Annotated in this window: 17 protein-coding genes; 12 read left to right on the top strand and 5 right to left on the bottom strand. The window is 57.9% G+C overall.

Going from position 1 to position 16,718, the window contains the following annotated elements; genetic code table 11:
• Positions 1-231 precede the first annotated feature (231 nt).
• A complete protein-coding gene (gene purF, locus GFS31_RS17235; protein ID WP_198805975.1) occupies positions 232-1,752 on the top strand; it encodes an amidophosphoribosyltransferase in 1,521 nt (506 codons plus the stop codon).
• Between the two features lie 154 nt (positions 1,753-1,906).
• A complete protein-coding gene (gene map, locus GFS31_RS17230) occupies positions 1,907-2,713 on the top strand; it encodes a type I methionyl aminopeptidase (protein ID WP_198805974.1) in 807 nt (268 codons plus the stop codon).
• A gap of 73 nt (positions 2,714-2,786) precedes the next feature.
• On the opposite strand, the gene psb30 is transcribed toward map, so the two are convergent.
• A complete protein-coding gene (psb30, locus tag GFS31_RS17225; protein WP_190494683.1) occupies positions 2,787-2,906 on the bottom strand; it encodes a photosystem II reaction center protein Ycf12/Psb30 in 120 nt (39 codons plus the stop codon).
• Between the two features lie 163 nt (positions 2,907-3,069).
• On the opposite strand from psb30, the gene GFS31_RS17220 reads away from it, so the two are divergent.
• The 3 genes from GFS31_RS17220 (at position 3,070) to GFS31_RS17210 (ending at position 4,491) form a co-directional block, all read left to right on the top strand.
• Positions 3,070-3,441 carry a YkgJ family cysteine cluster protein gene (locus tag GFS31_RS17220; RefSeq protein WP_198805973.1) on the top strand — a complete coding sequence of 124 codons (372 nt, stop codon included), beginning with the start codon at positions 3,070-3,072 and terminating at the stop codon, positions 3,439-3,441.
• Positions 3,442-3,675: 234 nt separating this feature from the next.
• Entirely contained in the window at positions 3,676-4,017 is a 342-nt protein-coding gene (locus tag GFS31_RS17215) for a TMEM165/GDT1 family protein (protein WP_198805972.1), read from the top strand.
• A gap of 192 nt (positions 4,018-4,209) precedes the next feature.
• Positions 4,210-4,491: a TMEM165/GDT1 family protein gene (locus tag GFS31_RS17210; RefSeq protein WP_198805971.1), complete on the top strand. Its 282-nt coding sequence runs from the start codon at positions 4,210-4,212 to the stop codon at positions 4,489-4,491.
• On the opposite strand, the gene GFS31_RS17205 is transcribed toward GFS31_RS17210, so the two are convergent.
• From GFS31_RS17205 to GFS31_RS17195, 3 genes are all read right to left on the bottom strand, one after another.
• Positions 4,488-5,228 carry a lysophospholipid acyltransferase family protein gene (locus GFS31_RS17205; protein ID WP_225907480.1) on the bottom strand — a complete coding sequence of 247 codons (741 nt, stop codon included), beginning with the start codon at positions 5,226-5,228 and terminating at the stop codon, positions 4,488-4,490. The two genes, GFS31_RS17210 and GFS31_RS17205, sit on opposite strands and share 4 nt — an antisense overlap.
• A 276-nt stretch (positions 5,229-5,504) precedes the next feature.
• Positions 5,505-9,155: a methionine synthase gene (gene metH, locus GFS31_RS17200; RefSeq protein ID WP_198805970.1), complete on the bottom strand. Its 3,651-nt coding sequence runs from the start codon at positions 9,153-9,155 to the stop codon at positions 5,505-5,507.
• Positions 9,156-9,342: 187 nt separating this feature from the next.
• Positions 9,343-9,903 carry a Rieske 2Fe-2S domain-containing protein gene (locus GFS31_RS17195; RefSeq protein WP_225907479.1) on the bottom strand — a complete coding sequence of 187 codons (561 nt, stop codon included), beginning with the start codon at positions 9,901-9,903 and terminating at the stop codon, positions 9,343-9,345.
• A gap of 217 nt (positions 9,904-10,120) precedes the next feature.
• Between GFS31_RS17195 and uraH the strand changes: the two genes are divergently transcribed.
• The 5 genes from uraH (at position 10,121) to GFS31_RS17170 (ending at position 14,485) form a co-directional block, all read left to right on the top strand.
• A complete protein-coding gene (uraH, locus tag GFS31_RS17190; RefSeq protein ID WP_317135045.1) occupies positions 10,121-10,513 on the top strand; it encodes a hydroxyisourate hydrolase in 393 nt (130 codons plus the stop codon).
• Positions 10,514-10,560: 47 nt separating this feature from the next.
• Positions 10,561-11,367, top strand: a complete 807-nt coding sequence (locus GFS31_RS17185; RefSeq protein WP_198805969.1) for an aminotransferase class IV — start codon at positions 10,561-10,563, stop codon at positions 11,365-11,367.
• A gap of 176 nt (positions 11,368-11,543) precedes the next feature.
• Positions 11,544-13,385, top strand: coding sequence for an ATP-dependent zinc metalloprotease FtsH3 (gene ftsH3 / locus GFS31_RS17180; protein WP_315865624.1), 1,842 nt, complete (start codon positions 11,544-11,546; stop codon positions 13,383-13,385).
• Positions 13,386-13,518: 133 nt separating this feature from the next.
• Positions 13,519-13,944, top strand: a complete 426-nt coding sequence (locus GFS31_RS17175; protein ID WP_198805968.1) for a thiol-disulfide oxidoreductase DCC family protein — start codon at positions 13,519-13,521, stop codon at positions 13,942-13,944.
• A 79-nt stretch (positions 13,945-14,023) separates the two neighbouring features.
• Positions 14,024-14,485, top strand: coding sequence for a DUF4079 domain-containing protein (locus GFS31_RS17170; protein WP_198805967.1), 462 nt, complete (start codon positions 14,024-14,026; stop codon positions 14,483-14,485).
• Between the two features lie 87 nt (positions 14,486-14,572).
• Here the strand turns inward: GFS31_RS17170 and GFS31_RS17165 are convergent, their stop codons facing one another.
• Entirely contained in the window at positions 14,573-15,304 is a 732-nt protein-coding gene (locus tag GFS31_RS17165) for a DUF1997 domain-containing protein (protein WP_225907478.1), read from the bottom strand.
• Between the two features lie 266 nt (positions 15,305-15,570).
• Between GFS31_RS17165 and GFS31_RS17160 the strand changes: the two genes are divergently transcribed.
• Both GFS31_RS17160 and GFS31_RS17155 read left to right on the top strand, forming a co-directional pair.
• On the top strand, positions 15,571-16,101 hold the full coding sequence (locus GFS31_RS17160; RefSeq protein ID WP_198805966.1) for a hypothetical protein: 531 nt from the start codon (positions 15,571-15,573) through the stop codon (positions 16,099-16,101).
• A gap of 218 nt (positions 16,102-16,319) precedes the next feature.
• Complete coding sequence (locus GFS31_RS17155) at positions 16,320-16,691, top strand: phage holin family protein (RefSeq protein ID WP_198805965.1); 372 nt, start codon at positions 16,320-16,322, stop codon at positions 16,689-16,691.
• Positions 16,692-16,718: the final 27 nt, after the last annotated feature.

Below are 16,718 nucleotides of genomic sequence, written 5' to 3'. Positions count from 1 at the left end.
AGATCGGGCGAGGATGGATGATTAAACCTCCCTTAACCCTGTGCGCCACGGATGAAATATTCCCCAGTGGCGACCTGGGTGACATTAGCTCCTGATTGACCTTTCCCCCGGTTGATCAGCAGGTTCTTTGTGCTGCCATTTCCGCGTCCTGCCGCTGCCCCGGCCTGTCCCTCCCCCAAGACAGGATTATCACCGTTGCCCCTCCCGCCGATCCCTTACCCCACCATTGCAATGACCTTTCCCTCAGAATCCTTGGCCCATTCCGACGAGTCTCCCAGCCCTAGGGGAGGTTCCCCAGAGCGTCCCGACAAGCCCGAAGAAGCCTGTGGTGTGTTTGGCCTCTACGGCCCTGGGGAGGATGTGGCGCGGCTGGCCTATTTTGGGCTGTTTGCGCTCCAGCATCGGGGCCAAGAGTCGGCGGGGATTGCCACCTTTGACGGCGCTACGAGCCACTGCCACAAGGACATGGGCCTCGTGTCTCAGGTGTTTGACGACCACATTTTGAAGGACTTGCCGGGGCAGATTTCCGTCGGCCACACCCGCTACTCCACCACGGGGTCTAGCCATGTGTGCAATGCCCAGCCCGCCATTGTGCCGACTCGCCTGGGGGATTTGGCCCTAGCCCACAACGGCAACTTGGTGAATGCCGCCAACCTGCGGGTAGAACTGCTGGAGCGCCACCACGACCTGATCACCACTACCGATTCTGAGATGATCGCCTTTGCCCTGGCGGAGGCCGTGAATGATGGGCTGGGCTGGGTAGACGCTGCCGCCAAAGCCTTCAACCGCTGCCAGGGAGCCTTTAGCCTTGTCATCGCCACCCCCGACGGCATTCTTGGAGCCCGCGACCACCAGGGTATTCGTCCCCTCGTTTTGGGCGTATTGGGCACCGAGATCCCCGCTGAGGGCCGTTCGGCTCAGTACGTACTGGCCTCAGAAACCTGCGCCCTAGACATCATTGGGGCCACCTACGTGCGGGATATCCTACCTGGAGAACTGGTGTGGATTACGGAGCAAGGGCTGCGCTCTCTGCATTGGGCCGAGGCCACCCAGCGCAAGCTCTGCGTCTTTGAGATGATCTACTTCTCTCGCCCCGACAGCATTGTGAATGGTGAAAGCCTCTACAGCTATCGGCGGCGGCTGGGGCACCAACTGGCCAAGGAATCCCCCGCCGATGTGGATTTGATCATGGCCGTGCCCGACTCTGGGGTGCCTGCCGCCATTGGCTTCTCCCAGCAGTCCGGCATTCCCTACGCCGAAGGGCTGATCAAAAATCGCTACGTGGGGCGTACCTTCATTCAGCCCACACAATCCATGCGGGAGGTGGGCATTCGCATGAAGCTCAACCCCCTGCGGGACGTCCTCGAAGGTAAGCGGGTGCTGATCGTGGATGACTCCATTGTGCGGGGCACCACCAGCCGCAAGATTGCCCAGGCACTTCGGGACGCTGGAGCCACGGAAGTTCACATGCGGATTTCGTCTCCCCCCGTCACCCATCCCTGCTTCTACGGCATCGACACCGACAGCCAGGATCAGCTGATCGCCGCTACCAAATCCACCGAAGAGATCGCCAAGCAAATTGAGGTCGATTCCCTCGCCTACCTCAGTTGGGAAGGGATGCTAGAGGCCACCTACCAAGAACCCGGCAGTTTCTGCTCCGCCTGCTTCACCGGGAAATATCCGGTGGACATTCCAGAACCCTTCAAGCGCTCCAAGCTGAAGTTTGAGGCCAAACAGCCCGTCACGCCCTAGCCCAAGCGGCGCTGTCGGGGTTGGAGTTCGGCAACCGAGCCCGTCCCTACCCCGAACGGGCGAATTTTTCTTTACCATAGAACCCGTTGCCCCGGCTGTCCCAGGGGCGATTCCTGCCATCCCCCAAGTCCCTATCCATCCCCTAAAACCGACCGTGGAAGAACAAAAAACCTCCCCCGATGTGATCACCCTGCTCTCCAGCCGCGAACTGGAGAAAATGCGAAAAGCTTGCCAAACGGCGGCACAGCTCTTAGATTACCTAACCCCCTACGTCAAACCGGGCATCAGTACCCTCGAACTCAACGACCTAGCCGAAGCCTGGACTCAAAAGCGGGGAGCCATCAGCGCCCCCCTCGGCTATGAAGGTAGCGTTATGCCTTTCCCAAAATCCATCTGCACCAGCGTCAATGAGGTGATTTGCCACGGCATCCCCAGCGCCGACGAAATCCTGCGCAATGGCGACATCATCAACATCGACGTCACTCCCATTGTGGATGGCTACCACGGCGACACCTCCCGCACCTTCTTGGTGGGCGATGTGGCCCCCAAAGTCCGCAAGCTGGTGGAAGTCACCGAAGAATGTATGTGGCGCGGCATCCGTGAGGTCAAACCCGGTGCTCGCATCGGCGACATTGGGGCTGCCATTCAGGAATATGCCGAAGCCGAGGGCTTTTCGGTGGTGCGCGATTTCGTCGGCCACGGCGTCCATCGCATCTTCCATACCGCTCCCCAGGTGCCCCACTATGGCGTGCGCGGCAAAGGCAAAAAACTGCGCCCCGGCATGGTGTTTACCATCGAGCCCATGATCAACATCGGCTCCCACGAAGCCGAAATTCTGGAGGACGGCTGGACGGCCCTCACCGTAGATCGTCAACTCTCCGCCCAGTTTGAGCACACCGTCGCCGTCACCAAAATGGGCGTAGAAGTCCTGACGCTCTCCCCGGCCAAAGTGCTGGCCTAGACTGGCTCAGCCCATAAAAGAGGGGGGCCCCGTCGGACACCCCCGCATTTTTTCTGGTTGGCGTCCTGAAGCCTTACAGGTCGCCGCCGCGCAGAAATAGCAAAAAGACGATGGTGGGGCCAGCGATAACAATCATGGCCAACATGGCTAACTGGGCAATTAGCTCGAAGTTGATGCTACTCAAAAAGCTCATGGATCCTCCCAACACAGACCTACTAGAATGAAAGCCGGCAAATTGCTTGTGGCTTATTTTACCCGCTTACGGCCCGTCTATTTTAGATAACTTAACAAAATTCTAAGGCGGTGTTGCCCTTCGGCATCGACCCTCGGCCATTCTCCCAAGGACATAACCTGCTATGACCACCTGGCAATGCGTAGCCCAATGCGGAGCCTGCTGCTTCCTCGACCCCAGCGAGCGCCCCGACCTAGAGGACTACCTCACCCCCGATCAGCTTCAGCAATACCTCAGCCTGGTGGGGGACGATGGCTGGTGTATTCACTACAATGCCGAGGCCCGCAACTGTTCCATCTACGACACCCGCCCAGAGTTTTGTCGGGTGACGCCCCACACCTTTGAAACCATGTTTGGCATCGCCCCCGACGACCTCAATGAGTTTGCCATCGACTGTTGCCAGCAGCACATCGAAGATCAGTATGGCGAAAGCAGCCCCGAAATGGAACGCTTTAACCAAGCCGTGGGCTGGATTGACCCCGACCTCTCGGAGTAGCGCGGGCGATTTCTCAGCCTAGGGTACCCTGGTCTGTGCGGCGTGAGAGCGGCGCTGTCGTCGGTGAGTTGCCGTGGGGCCTGTTGCCGTAGGATCAGGCGTTGCAGAGGTTGCCGTGGGGCCAATCGTTGCAGATAATGAAGAAATAATGAAAACATAAACTTGCGTGGTTTACCCGAAACCCTGTGTTCACGGCTCCACGGATTGCTGCTGTTTCTTTCTGGCCCTAGCGCTGTGACTCCCTCCTCGCCGCCCTCTTCGTCAACGGTTTCGCCCCCAGATACCTCGGCCCGCGTTTCGTTTCGGCGGGTGTTTTTATCCACCTTTGTCACCATCTTTTTGGCGGAACTGGGCGACAAAACCCAGGTAACGACGCTTTTAATGAGTGCCCAGGCGGAAGCCCCCTGGATTGTCTTTTTGGGGGCTGGTTCTGCCCTAATTGCCACCAGCCTCATTGGGGTGCTGCTGGGGCAATGGCTGGCTCGCCGGGTGCCCCCCCAGGCCCTCGATACCGCTGCCGGAGCCTTGTTGCTGGGCATCACCGTCTGGCTGCTGTGGGATATTACCCACCTGTAGGGGGGCGTTGGTTCCCCTGTGAGGGCACCGTCAATGCCCCAAGGTTTGCCTCAGTCTTATCCGACTTATCTTTATTCGACTCAGTTTTATTCAACTCAATTTTATTCGACTCAGTTTTATTCGACTCATCCCAAGCCCAAGCCGATTTCCCCTTTCCCCATCGTCGCCCATCCAACCCTCTCACCCAACCCCATGGACTGGAACCTTCTTGCCCTCAGCTTCACCGCCGTGTTTATCTCAGAGTTAGGCGACAAAAGCCAACTGGCGGCCATTGCCCTAGGGGGAAGTTCCAAGCACCCCAAAGCGGTTTTTCTAGGCACAGCAGCGGCTTTGCTGCTTGCCAGCTTTTTGGGCGTGGTGATTGGGGAAGGCACGTCCCAGATTTTGCCAGAACGCTTGGTGAAGGCCGTGGCCGCCGTGGGCTTTGGGCTGCTGGCGGTGCGCTTGCTGTGGCCAGGAGAAGGGGGCGACTAATCGGCGGTTGTGGCGAGAGTCTGCCGTTGCGCCACCAGGGCCACGAGCTGTTTTTTTAGGTCAGTGGTAATCTGCTGAGCCGCCGTTTTGAGGGCATCGGGAGCGGTGCCACCCTGGAGATAAGCCTGAACCATGAGGGGTGCGCCGATGTGGATTTGCACCGGGCAGCGCCACCGGGGATAGGCTTCGCCATAGAAAATATCCACGGGCAGGATGTGAACATTGAGGTTGGCTTGGGCGGCTTCGGCCTGCACCGCAAGGCGGGCTAGACCGGGTTTGAGGGGATGCACCCGATCCTCGCGCCGAATGCCGCCTTCGGGGTAGATGACGAGCATTTCTTGGTTAAGCAACAAATCGCGACCGTGGCGCAGGCTGGCCACGCTAGGGCGACGCACATTCACCGGAAACCCGCCCAAACGCCGAATAAACCAGCCCTGCATCCCCTTCACCTCATCATCCGTGACCATAAAGCGCAAATCTCGCCCCGTCGCCGGACGCCCTGCGGCCAAGGGCAGCACAATGGAATCCCAGCGGGCGCGGTGGGTGGGGGCCAAAATGACGGGGCCATGGGTGGGGATGTGTGCCTGCCCGGTGATGGTGATGGGGCCAAAGTAGCTGGGCAGTACCAGATATTGCCCTAGCCCGTAGGCGATGGGGGTGAGCCATGGCGAACAACGGGACTGGGGCGAGGGAACAACCGACAGCGGCTGGGATTCAGAACTGTCTGAAGACGACATAGGGAGGAGCGGGGAAGCGATAGGTGAGGGAGAGGAGGCCATAGGGTAGATCACGAGGGTAGATCACGGTGGCAAAACGTAGGTCTACCGTAGCCCCTTCGTTCTCAGAGTGTGGGCGAAACCAGGACAGTTTCAAGGCCGGATAGGCCGGCGACATCCCAGTGCGCCCCAAGACCGATGCCTCAGAGGCCGGAAGATGCATCCGCCTCACTCCGCACCGGGGCCGATACCTCCCCTGCCCAGGCTAGGCATCCCCGACTGCACAGGGGCTATACCCTAAGCACTAAAGTACTTGGCCGTGGGGTGGTAGGCGATGATCGCCGTGGTAGATTGCTCGGGATAGAGCTGCTCGCTTTCGTCGATGGTCATGCCGATGCGATCCGTCTGGAGCAAGTCCAGTTGAATCGGCTGGTCGGCCATGTTGGGGCAGGCGGGATAGCCAAAGCTATAGCGAGATCCTTGGTAGCGCTGTTGCAGGATTTCCCGCAGGGTTTCGGGTTCCAAATCGCCAAAGCCCAGTTCCCGTCGCACGCGGGCGTGGCACCATTCTGCCAATGCCTCCGCCACCTGTACCGATAGGCCGTAGTAGTAGAGATAGTCGGTGTATTGGTCGGCTTGGAAGAGCTTTTGGGCAAATTCCGTGGCAATTTCGCCCACCGTCACCGCCTGCATGGGGAACACGTCAAATTCCCCTGGTTTAGCCATCTCCTTCGGCAAGAAGAAGTCGGCAATGCAGAGCCGCCGCAGGGATTTTTGGCGCGGGAAGGTGAAAGTAGCGATGGGTTCCGGGAAATCTTGCATTTTGCATTTTGCATTTTGCATTTCCTCAACCACAACGGGATCGTAGATGTGCAGACTATTCCCTTCCGCCAAGCAGGGGAAGTAACCGTAGACAATCTGAGGATGGAGCAGGTTTTCCGCCAAAATCCGCTGTTTCCAGTTGTCCAGAATCGGATGCACCGTTTCTTGCAGGAAGGCATCGTATTCCTCGCGGGATTGCTCCTGGGGTTTGCGGAACTGCCACTGGCCCACGAAAAGCGCCTGCAAGTCCAGGTAGTCAAAGACTTCCTCCAGGTCAATATCCGCCGGAGTCAGTACCTTGGTTCCCCAGAAGGGCGGCGTGGGGCGGGGGATAGTAGGATCGACGGCATCGGAGCGAGTAGTGTCGATGTCAATCTCAACAGGGGCCTCGGCGGTGGTGGAGTCCGTTTCCGCATCCGAACTTTGAACTTTGCCTTTTGAATTTTGAACTTCCTCGCCTTCTACCAACTCCTCATCCAAAAAGCCCTTCAGGTCATCCCACTTACCCTCGGCCTTGGCGGGCATGAGCTTGTCCATAAAGTGCAGGTCGGAGAAGGCGTCTTTGCCGTAGACCACCTTGCCCTTATAGGTTTTTTGGCAGTCATCGTTGACAAATTTGGGGGTCAGCGCCGCGCCGCCGAGGATAACGGGGACGGTGATGCCCTCTTGGTTGAAGGTTTCTAGGTTGTCCTTCATGAAGGCCGTGGATTTCACCAGCAGGCCGCTCATGGCGATGCAGTCGGCGTGGTGTTCCCGGTAGGCTTGGATGATGGCTTCCACAGGCTGTTTGATGCCGAGGTTAACCACCTTGTAACCGTTGTTGGACAGGATGATGTCCACCAGGTTTTTGCCGATGTCGTGGACGTCGCCCTTCACCGTGGCGATGATGAAGGTGCCCTTGCCGGAGCCGTCGCTATCGGCCTTTTCCATGAAGGGTTCGAGGTAGGCCACGGCGGCTTTCATGGTTTGGGCCGATTGCAGCACAAAGGGCAACTGCATCTGGCCAGAGCCGAACAGTTCGCCGACCACCTTCATGCCGTCCAGCAGGAAGGTGTTGATGATTTCCAGCGGCGGGTAGGTTTCCAGGGCCTTGGCCAGGGCATCTTCTAGGCCGATGCGCTCGCCGTCGATGATGTGCTGCTTGAGCTGTTCATCAATGGGCAGATCTTTGGCAATGGCCTCTTTTTTCTTCAGGCTCTTGCCTTCAAACAGGGTGGTGAGCTTGGTGAGGGGATCGTAGGTGACGATGTCGCCGTCAAATTCGCGGCGGTCGTAGATCAAATCTCGGCAGACCTGCTGATGATCCGGCTCAATTTTGGCCAGGGGCAAAATCTTGGCGGCACTCACAATCGCGCCATCCAGCCCAACCTGCATCGCCTCATGGAGGAACACCGAGTTCAAAGTGACACGGGCGGCGGGATTAAGGCCAAAGGACACGTTCGATACCCCCAGCATGATGTGGCAACCGGGCAGGTTTTCGGTAATCATCCGAATCGATTCGAGGGTTTCTTTGCCGTTGACGCGGTCTTCTTCAATCCCGGTGGAAATGGGCAGGGCCAGGGTATCGAAGAAAATTTCGTGGGCGGGAATGCCGTATTCCAGGGCGTCCCGGTAGGCGCGTTGGGCGATTTGGAATTTCTTCTCCGCCGTGCGGGCCATGCCGTCTTCGTCGATGGTGCCGACCACAATTCCGGCCCCGTACTTCTTGGCCAGTTCTAGCACCTTAAAGAAGCGCTCGTCGCCGTCCTCGTAGTTGGTGGAGTTGAGGATGCACTTGCCCCCGGCCACCTTTAGCCCCGCCTCCATTTTTTGCCACTCGGTGGAGTCCAGCATTAGCGGCAGGGTGACGTTCGTCACCAGGCGAGAGACCAGCTCGTGCATATCCCGCTCGCCGTCGCGGCCCACATAGTCCACGTTGACATCGAGGACGTGGGCACCTTCTTTGACCTGTTCCCGCGCCAGGGCCACCAGACCATCCCAGTCCTCGGCGTTCAGCATTTCCCGACACTTTTTCGAGCCGCTGGCATTCAGCCGTTCCCCCACAATCAGGAAAGAATTGTCCTGCTCGTAGGGCTGAGTGCTGTAGATCGAGGCCGCTGAGGGCACATAGTTAAGCGCCGGACGGGGATCAGAATTTTGAACTTTGCCTTCTGCACTTTGAATTGACCGCACAGGCCGTTCCTTGGGCCGCAGATCCTTCGCCAATTCTGCCAGTTGGGCAATGTGTTCAGGACGGGTGCCACAACAGCCGCCGATGACCTGCACGCCCAAGTCCTCGACAAAGTGCATCAGCGACATCCGTAGTTCCATCGGGGTGAGGCGATAGACCGCGTGGCCTCCCACGTTTTCCGGCAGTCCCGCATTGGGGATACAGGAAATAGCAAAGGGCGACTGTTCAGCCAAATGTTTGATGTGATCCTTCATCAAATCTGGCCCGGTGGCGCAGTTGAGGCCGAGGATGTCGATGGGGTAGGGTTCCAGAATCGCCAGAGCCGCCGCCATTTCGGTGCCCACCAGCATGGTGCCCTGCTGCTCCATCGTCACCGACACCATCAAAGGCAGGCGCTTGCCCAGTTGGGCAAAGGCTTCTTCGATGCCGTTGAGGGCGGCTTTAATTTGCAGCACGTCCTGACAGGTTTCCACCAGCATCAGGTCTACCCCGCCGTCGATGAGCCCACGGGCCTGCTCCACGTAGGCATCCTTGAGGGTGTCGAAGTCGATGTGGCCCAGGGTGGGCAGCTTTGTCCCCGGCCCCATGGAACCCGCGACAAAGCGGGGCTTGTCCGGTGTGGAAAACTCATCCGCCACCCGACGGGCTAACTCCGCAGCGGTTTTGTTCAGTTCGTAGGCCCGATCCGCCAGGTCGTACTCCGCCAGCACGATACTGGTGCCGCCGAAGGTGTCGGTTTCAATCACATCGGCCCCGGCCTCCAAAAAGGCGCGATGCACTTGGGCCACGGCTTCGGGCTTGGTGGCGACCAGGTATTCATTGCAGCCTTCGTACTCTGGGCCACCAAAATCCTCTGCCGTCAGGTTTTGCACCTGCAAGTTCGTGCCCATGGCTCCGTCAAACACAAGGACGGGACGCTCTGGGCTGTGGAGGCGATCAAGGAAAGCGTGAGTCATGGGGCGCTAGGGTGAACGTATGACGGCATGGGCTTTCTATTATCGACCATAGTTCCACTAGACGGGAAACCGCTTTGCAGCCAGATTATCGCCATCCTTTAGAACGTCATCCTCCTAGGGGATATTTCTGGGAGATATTTGGGGTTGATCTGGGTTCCTCCGCTGACCGCCTGGACGAGAACCCGCCTTAGCGAGGATCCAGAATAGGGGCTTGAGCCACCAGCCTCACTTGATTTTGTCGTTCTATCACAGTGACTAGGGGCAGCGGTTGGTTGGCAGGGCCGCGCACCACTTGGCCAACCCCATCAAACTGAGATCCATGGCAGGGGCAGATAAAGCGCTGCTGATCGGTGTTCCAATCCACTGTGCAGCCTAGGTGAGGACAGCGGGGATTGAGGCCGTAGGGGGCAAGGCTTGGCCCATCGAGGATGACGAGGTAGGTGATTTGGTTGGGGATCCCCGTCACCGCTACGGGTTCGCCGGGAGTCGTCGAGGGCAACCAGGTATCAACCGCTAGGGGAGTGCCATCGACATCTAGGGCGGGCACTCCGGGTAAATAGTCTTGGCAGCGGGAATTGTGGGGAAAGGTGGAACACAGTTGTTCCAAATCCTGGGCTGAGCCGTCATTGGGACGGAGCAACCCTAGGGCAATGGCTCCCATACTGCCGCCGACGAGGTATTTCAGAAAGGATCGCCGTCGGGAGGCAGGGGGCTGGCGCTGTTCCTGGGGGCCTGTGGGATGGGGCATGGTGGAAATACTCTAGGATTGGCTTCAAGCGGTGCCTACTGTCTGCATGATAGACCCGATTTCCATCGCGTTGGGGTAATGAGACCGTTTACCCTGGGGCTGGCCGAATCTGCATGGCCCAAACGCCCAAGGATTAGCGGTGGCCGATGACCCAGGCCAGCCCTAGCATGAAATCTTTCCGTAGAGCCGCCCTCCAGCGAGCGTCTTACTATATGCTTTGACTGTACGACTAGAAACCTGCACCTTCACAATGGGCCGACTTACCACCCACGTCCTTGATACAGCCCTGGGTAAACCCGCCGCTTCGTTGCGGCTCACAGTCTGGGCCATCAATAATGATGCCGACATCAAAACGGCACTGAAAACCGTGGAAACCAACAGCGATGGCCGCACCAGCGAACCCCTGTTAGACGGCGATGAACTCCTGAAGGGCACCTACGAAATTACCTTTGATGTGGCGGCCTACTTTGCCACCACCGGAGCCGCCCTCTCCGAGCCACCCTTTTTGGATCAAATCCCCATCCGCTTCACCGTGGCCGATCCCACCAGTCACTATCATGTGCCGCTGCTGGTCTCTCCCTGGTCCTACAGCACCTATCGCGGCAGCTAACCCCCGGTCATTCTGTCCCCAGCCGCTACCTTAGATGAACTCGCCCGATGGTCTACTGGTTCAATGGCCAACCCATGGAAGGGGACACCATTTCCCTTGCCGTCAACGACCCTGCGTTTCTCTACGGGGCAACCGCCTTTACGACCCTGCGAATTTATCAGCACCACCTCGATCATCCCCTCACGGGGTGGGATGATCACCTTCAGCGCCTACGCCGTACGATAGAAACCTTTCAGTGGTCAGCACCAGATTGGGATCGGGTGCGCCAGGGAGCGAACTGGGTGCAGCAGACCTTTCCCGTCCTGCGGATCACCTGCTTCCCCGACGGGCGGGAGTTGATTACCGGACGCCCCTTACCTGTCGATTTGTCCCAAAAGCAGCGCCATGGCATCACCGCCTGGGTAGCCATGGGTGAACCCTACCAGCGAGCGATCCCCAACCACAAAACCGGGAACTACCTGGGCAGTTGGCTGGCGCTCCACCAAGCCCAATGCCAGGGAGCCGCCGAGGCCATTTTGACCGACGCCGCAGGTCACTGGCTGGAGACCAGCACGGGCAACCTCTGGGGCTGGGGTCAGGGGCAATGGTGGACGCCGCCCCTAGCGGATGGTCTCCTGCCCGGGATCGCAAGGCAGCAGATGTTAGCCCATTTACAGAATCAGGGCCTCCCCGTTTGCCAAGATCCTTGGGGGCCAGCGGTGGTCTCGCAGCTCGAAGGATTGGCCTATACCAATGCGGTGGTGCAGATCATCCCAATTCACACGGTGATAGCCAATCACAGTAGACTGGTGTTTAACCCCCAAGCCGATGGCCTGCGGGAGTTACGGGCTCTCTTCGAGGTCGCCGAAGGCTAAACTCAGAACAGAATTCGGCTAGAAGATGGCCCATTCCGGCAGATAACGTTAACATTAGTTAATAATCTTCTAATTAAACGGTTTACTCGAAACCCAATCTGAGATAACCCTGTTTCTGACACAACACGGTTCCCGTTCAACAACACGTTCAACACATTAGTGGAGGCATTACCCCGGTGAATAAACGGTGGAGAAATGCAGGTCTATACGCACTGCTGGTGGTGGTGGTCATCGCCCTGGCCACGGCCATCTTTGATGGCTCTGGGGTAGAAACCCAGACTTGGCGCTACAGCAAGTTCCTAGACGCTGTGCAAGGCAATCAAATCGAGCGGGTCAGCATCAGCTCTGACCGCACCCGCGCCCGGTTCACGGATCCGGCGGGCAACGGCCAAATCATCGTCAACCTGCCCAACGATCCCGAACTGATCAGCACCCTAGAAACCAACAATGTGGACATTGTGGTGCTGCCCCAAAGCGACGACAGCGTTTGGGTTCGCGCCTTTAGTACCCTGTTGATTCCGGTGCTGCTGCTGGTGGTGCTGTTCTTTGTGCTGCGCCGCGCCCAAAATGGCCCCGGTAGCCAAGCCATGAACTTTGGCAAGTCCAAGGCCCGCGTGCAGATGGAGCCCCAAACCCAAGTCACCTTTGGCGATGTGGCTGGCATTGAGCAGGCCAAGCTGGAACTCACCGAAGTGGTGGACTTCCTCAAGAACGCCGACCGCTTCACCGCCGTGGGGGCCAAAATTCCTAAGGGCGTGCTGCTGGTTGGGCCTCCGGGGACGGGTAAAACCCTGCTGGCCAAGGCCGTTGCGGGCGAAGCGGGGGTACCCTTCTTCTCCATCTCCGGTTCTGAGTTTGTGGAGATGTTCGTCGGGGTCGGTGCCTCCCGCGTCCGCGACCTGTTTGAACAGGCCAAGGCCAACGCGCCCTGTATCGTGTTCATCGACGAGATTGACGCCGTGGGTCGTCAGCGGGGTGCAGGTCTCGGCGGCGGCAACGACGAACGGGAACAAACCCTCAACCAACTGCTGACCGAAATGGACGGCTTTGAGGGCAACACCGGGATCATCATCATCGCCGCTACCAACCGCCCCGACGTGCTGGATGCCGCCCTACTGCGCCCCGGTCGCTTTGACCGCCAGGTGGTGGTGGATCGGCCCGACTACGCCGGACGCTTGGAAATCCTCAACGTCCACGCCCGTGGCAAAACCTTCTCCAAGGATGTGGATCTGCAAAAGATCGCCCGTCGTACCCCTGGCTTCACCGGGGCCGACCTGTCCAACCTGCTGAACGAGGCCGCCATCCTCGCCGCCCGTCGCAACCTCACCGAAATCTCCATGGATGAGGTGAACGACGCCATCGACCGGGTGCTGGCTGGCCCTGAGAAGAAAGACCGCGTCATGAGCGAACGCCGCAAGGAACTGGTCGCTTACCACGAAGCGGGTCACGCCCTCGTCGGTGCCCTGATGCCGGACTACGACCCCGTGCAGAAAATCAGCATCATCCCTCGCGGTCGGGCGGGTGGTCTCACCTGGTTTACCCCCAGCGAAGATCGCCTGGAATCGGGCCTCTATTCCCGCTCCTACCTGCAAAACCAGATGGCCGTGGCCCTCGGTGGCCGCATCGCTGAGGAAATCATCTTTGGCGAAGAGGAAGTCACCACCGGGGCATCCAACGACCTGCAACAGGTGGCCCGCGTGGCCCGCCAAATGGTGACTCGCTTCGGCATGAGCGACAAACTCGGCCCCGTGGCCCTCGGTCGCCAGCAGGGCAACATGTTCCTGGGCCGCGACATTGCCGCCGAGCGCGATTTCTCTGAAGAAACCGCCGCCACCATCGATTCTGAAGTGCGTTCCCTGGTGGACGAAGCCTACCGCCGCGCCAAGGATGTGCTGGTCGGCAACCGCCACATCCTCGACCAACTGGCCCGGATGCTGGTGGATAAGGAAACCGTCGATGCCGACGAGCTCCAGCAATTGCTGGCCACCAGCGATGTGCGGATGGCGTCTATCGCCTAGGCCGTAACCTAACGTTGATTCTCCTTATCCCAGGGTTCCAGAAGAATCCTGGGATTTTTTTACCCGGTTTGTTCGCGCTGCCTCGTCACGCGGCTTCGTCACGCTGTTTTGTCACCAATCGTCGATAACCCCCATGTACTGCATCATCTACGACGGCCACTGCAATCTCTGTGTCAACCTGGTGCGGGTGCTAGAAACCGTAGACCAAGGGCAGCGCTTTCAGTATGTGCCCATGCAGGATAACGCGGCCCTAGCTCCCTTTGGCCTGACCCCTGCCGATGGGGAAGCGGGCATGATTGTGATTGACTTGGCCCAACCTAGCCGCCGCTGGCAAGGCAGCGATGCGGCTGAGGAGATTGGTCGCCAAATGCCCATTCTGCAAGGGCTGGTGGCGGCTTATCGAGCTTTACCCGGTGCCAAATCTACGGGGGATCAGGTCTATGCCTACATTCGCGACCACCGCTATCAACTCTTTGGCCAACGGGCCGATCTCTATCAACCTGCCTACCCTGCCTGTGTCGATCAAACCTGCTCCCCCTTCCCCACCCCAAGGGATTAGAACGCGGTTTCCGCTTTGCCAAGGCCAGAAGCGTGACCGTATAATCATTTAAGAAACCTTAAGCTTTTCACCCCTCACTATGACCGCAGACACCTTCCAGCCCTGGCTTAATTTTGTTCACCCTGTCTTGATGTGGGTGTTGTTGGCCGCTACCCTCTATGCGATGTATTTGGGTATTCAGGCCCGTCGCACCCGCCTCGCCGATGCCGAAACCCGCAAGGAACTGATCAAAGGCAAGTTTGCCCTCAAGCACCACAAGGTGGGCTCTGTGCTGATGGCGTTTATGGTGTTGGGCACCATCGGCGGCATGGGAGCCACCTACCTCGAAAGCGGCAAGCTGTTTGTGGGGCCGCACCTACTGGTGGGCTTAGGGATGGCCGGACTCATTACCACCTCCGCTGCCCTAGTTCCCTTCATGCAAAAGGGTAGCGAAACCGCCCGCCTCAGCCACATTTCCCTCAATGTGATTCTGGTGGGCTTATTTGGCTGGCAGGCGCTGACGGGGGTGCAAATCGTCCAACGACTGCTGTCTAACCTGTAGGTTGGCCTGATTGCGGCCCCTCGCCTAGATACCGAACCAGAGCCTGTGGTTGAGATCTTTTCTCCGCCGCAGGCTTTGGTTTTGGGTTCACGTCTCAACGTCTTGGCGGTTAGGGGTTTTGCCCCAGTGAGACCAAAAATGGTGACGGTGGTAGCTCTCAGGTAAGGGCAGACAGCGGGTGTGATGAAAGTCCTCCTGCACCTTGCGGGTCAAGCGTTTGGATACCTGACGCACCACCTGGTTAAGGAGTTTATCGCCTGATGCCTTGACCAAGGCTTGGGGCAGCGCGTTGAGAAATCGGGGCTTATGGATACCGACGGTGAGGGTGAGCGTCCAGTCTACCTGGGTGAGGGGAGCCCCCTGGGGGTGTTCTTCGCGGAGGGTCAACACCGACTGAAAATTCACGTCATAGCCCGGTGGCACGTAGCCTGGAATGGGCATCGTATCAATGCGATAAATGCCATGATCAAGGGGCGAAAGGTAAAGGCCCACCTGGGGCTCTACCTCATAGCCTAGTACTGAAAAACGCCCGACGACTAAGGCGTAGCCATGATCTGAAATGGGCGAAACCTGCATGGGATGAGCACAGCGAGGGAACCAACAGCGATGGCCGTTGAGATACTGTCCCACGGTGCCCACGTCTGCCGCCATATCCATCTGTCCGGCATAGCGACCTTCAAACAAAAGGGTTTCCTCTGGCCCTGGGTCAGCGGACTGGGATTTGGCCTGGGGGTCTAGTGCCATACCCGTAGGAGCATCGCCCACCACGTCGGCAGCACCCATCCAGAACGGCCCACAGGTCTCAGGAGAAAACGACATAGCGGCTCATGTTCCATCGTGAACAACGGTTGATCGATCCGGGCCACCTCTCACCGATGCCCTAAGCTCACAGGTACCCCAAGGTTGCCCCTGAAAACTGTGATCCACGTCACGGTTGTAGCCCTCCAAACCTTGCGCCAAGGTGAAGCTAGCCTAGCAAAACTTTGACCAACCGAGGGAAACCTATACATTTCATAGGTTTAGCCCCTATTGTTAATGGCGTATGGTATGCCTAAGCATGTCTGTGTTGTGGTTTGAGAAAGGTTATGCGGCAAAACTTTACGGAAGAAGAGTGGACAGCGCTTCTGCAAGCTCCGATGGAAGCGGTGATGGCGGTATGTTTGGCTGATAAGGTTGACCCTATTTCCTTTCTCCAAGAACTCATCGCTGGCGTAACAATTGTCACCGAAGATTTAAGGCGTACGGATCTGTCGGGGGATCTTATGCCAGCCCTGGTAGCGGCCCTGGCTGAAAAGGACGCTAAAGAATCCCTCACGGGAGAACAACTAATTCTTAAAAAGCAGTTTGAACTGCTAGGGATTATTCAAACCTTTAAGAAGTCTAAGGATGCTCGAGATCGGGCTGTGGAGAGTTTCCAGGTGATTTCGGCCATTCTAGATCAAAAAGTAACTGGAGCCCAGGCGACGGAATTTAAGACTTGGCTGATGTCCATTGCTCAGCGGGTGGCCGAATCTCAGCGGGAAAGTAGCTTTCTAGGCATTGGTGGTAGCCGAATTAGCGAACGAGAGGCTGATGTCCTCAAGGCCCTTGCTGAAGCCCTGGGCCTCACAGCTTAGAGGTCTGCCCCACCATCCTAGCGGCCCATCATGATCCTTAACACTTGAGGAAAAGCCGTTTCCTTCTGGGGTAAAATTCCGAAGTGGGCAGCGAAGCTATCTCCCGTATAGGAGATCAGGAGAGACGGCTAGGCCCTTCCCCAAGGCCCTAGTCTGCCGATCTGCCCCTACCGATAATTTATAGATTGTTAAGAAACCCTGTGTGAGGAGTATCCCCAATGAGCCCAATCATTTACTTTTTGATTAGTGTTATTGTCCTAGCGGTTGGCTTGCTAATCATTTCAAAAATTCCTCCCGTTGGGGTTGAGATTGATAGTCCGATTAAAGCGCTTCTAGGTGGGGCTATTATTGGAGCCTTTGATGGCTTTTGGGGATTTTTCCCGTCTGCATTTCGCACGGGCGTTTTCATTTTAACCCTAGGAATTGTCCCGCTCTTGGGCTCCATCATTGTGTTTGGCCTTGCGGCCTGGTTAGTTGACGGTTTCCGCCTGCGCTGGGGCATCTGGAGTGCCATCATGGGGGCCATTGCCTTGGCTATCGTGAGCTCCCTGCTCAAGTTTATTCTCGGTGCCCTGGGGCTAGATATTTAGAGCCAGCGAACCTTACAACTTGCTTAA

Source organism: Leptolyngbya sp. BL0902 (assembly GCF_016403105.1).
Lineage (GTDB): Bacteria > Cyanobacteriota > Cyanobacteriia > Phormidesmidales > Phormidesmidaceae > Nodosilinea.
Note: the sequence above shows the minus strand (reverse complement) of the source record. Positions and strands in the feature narration are given on the sequence as shown.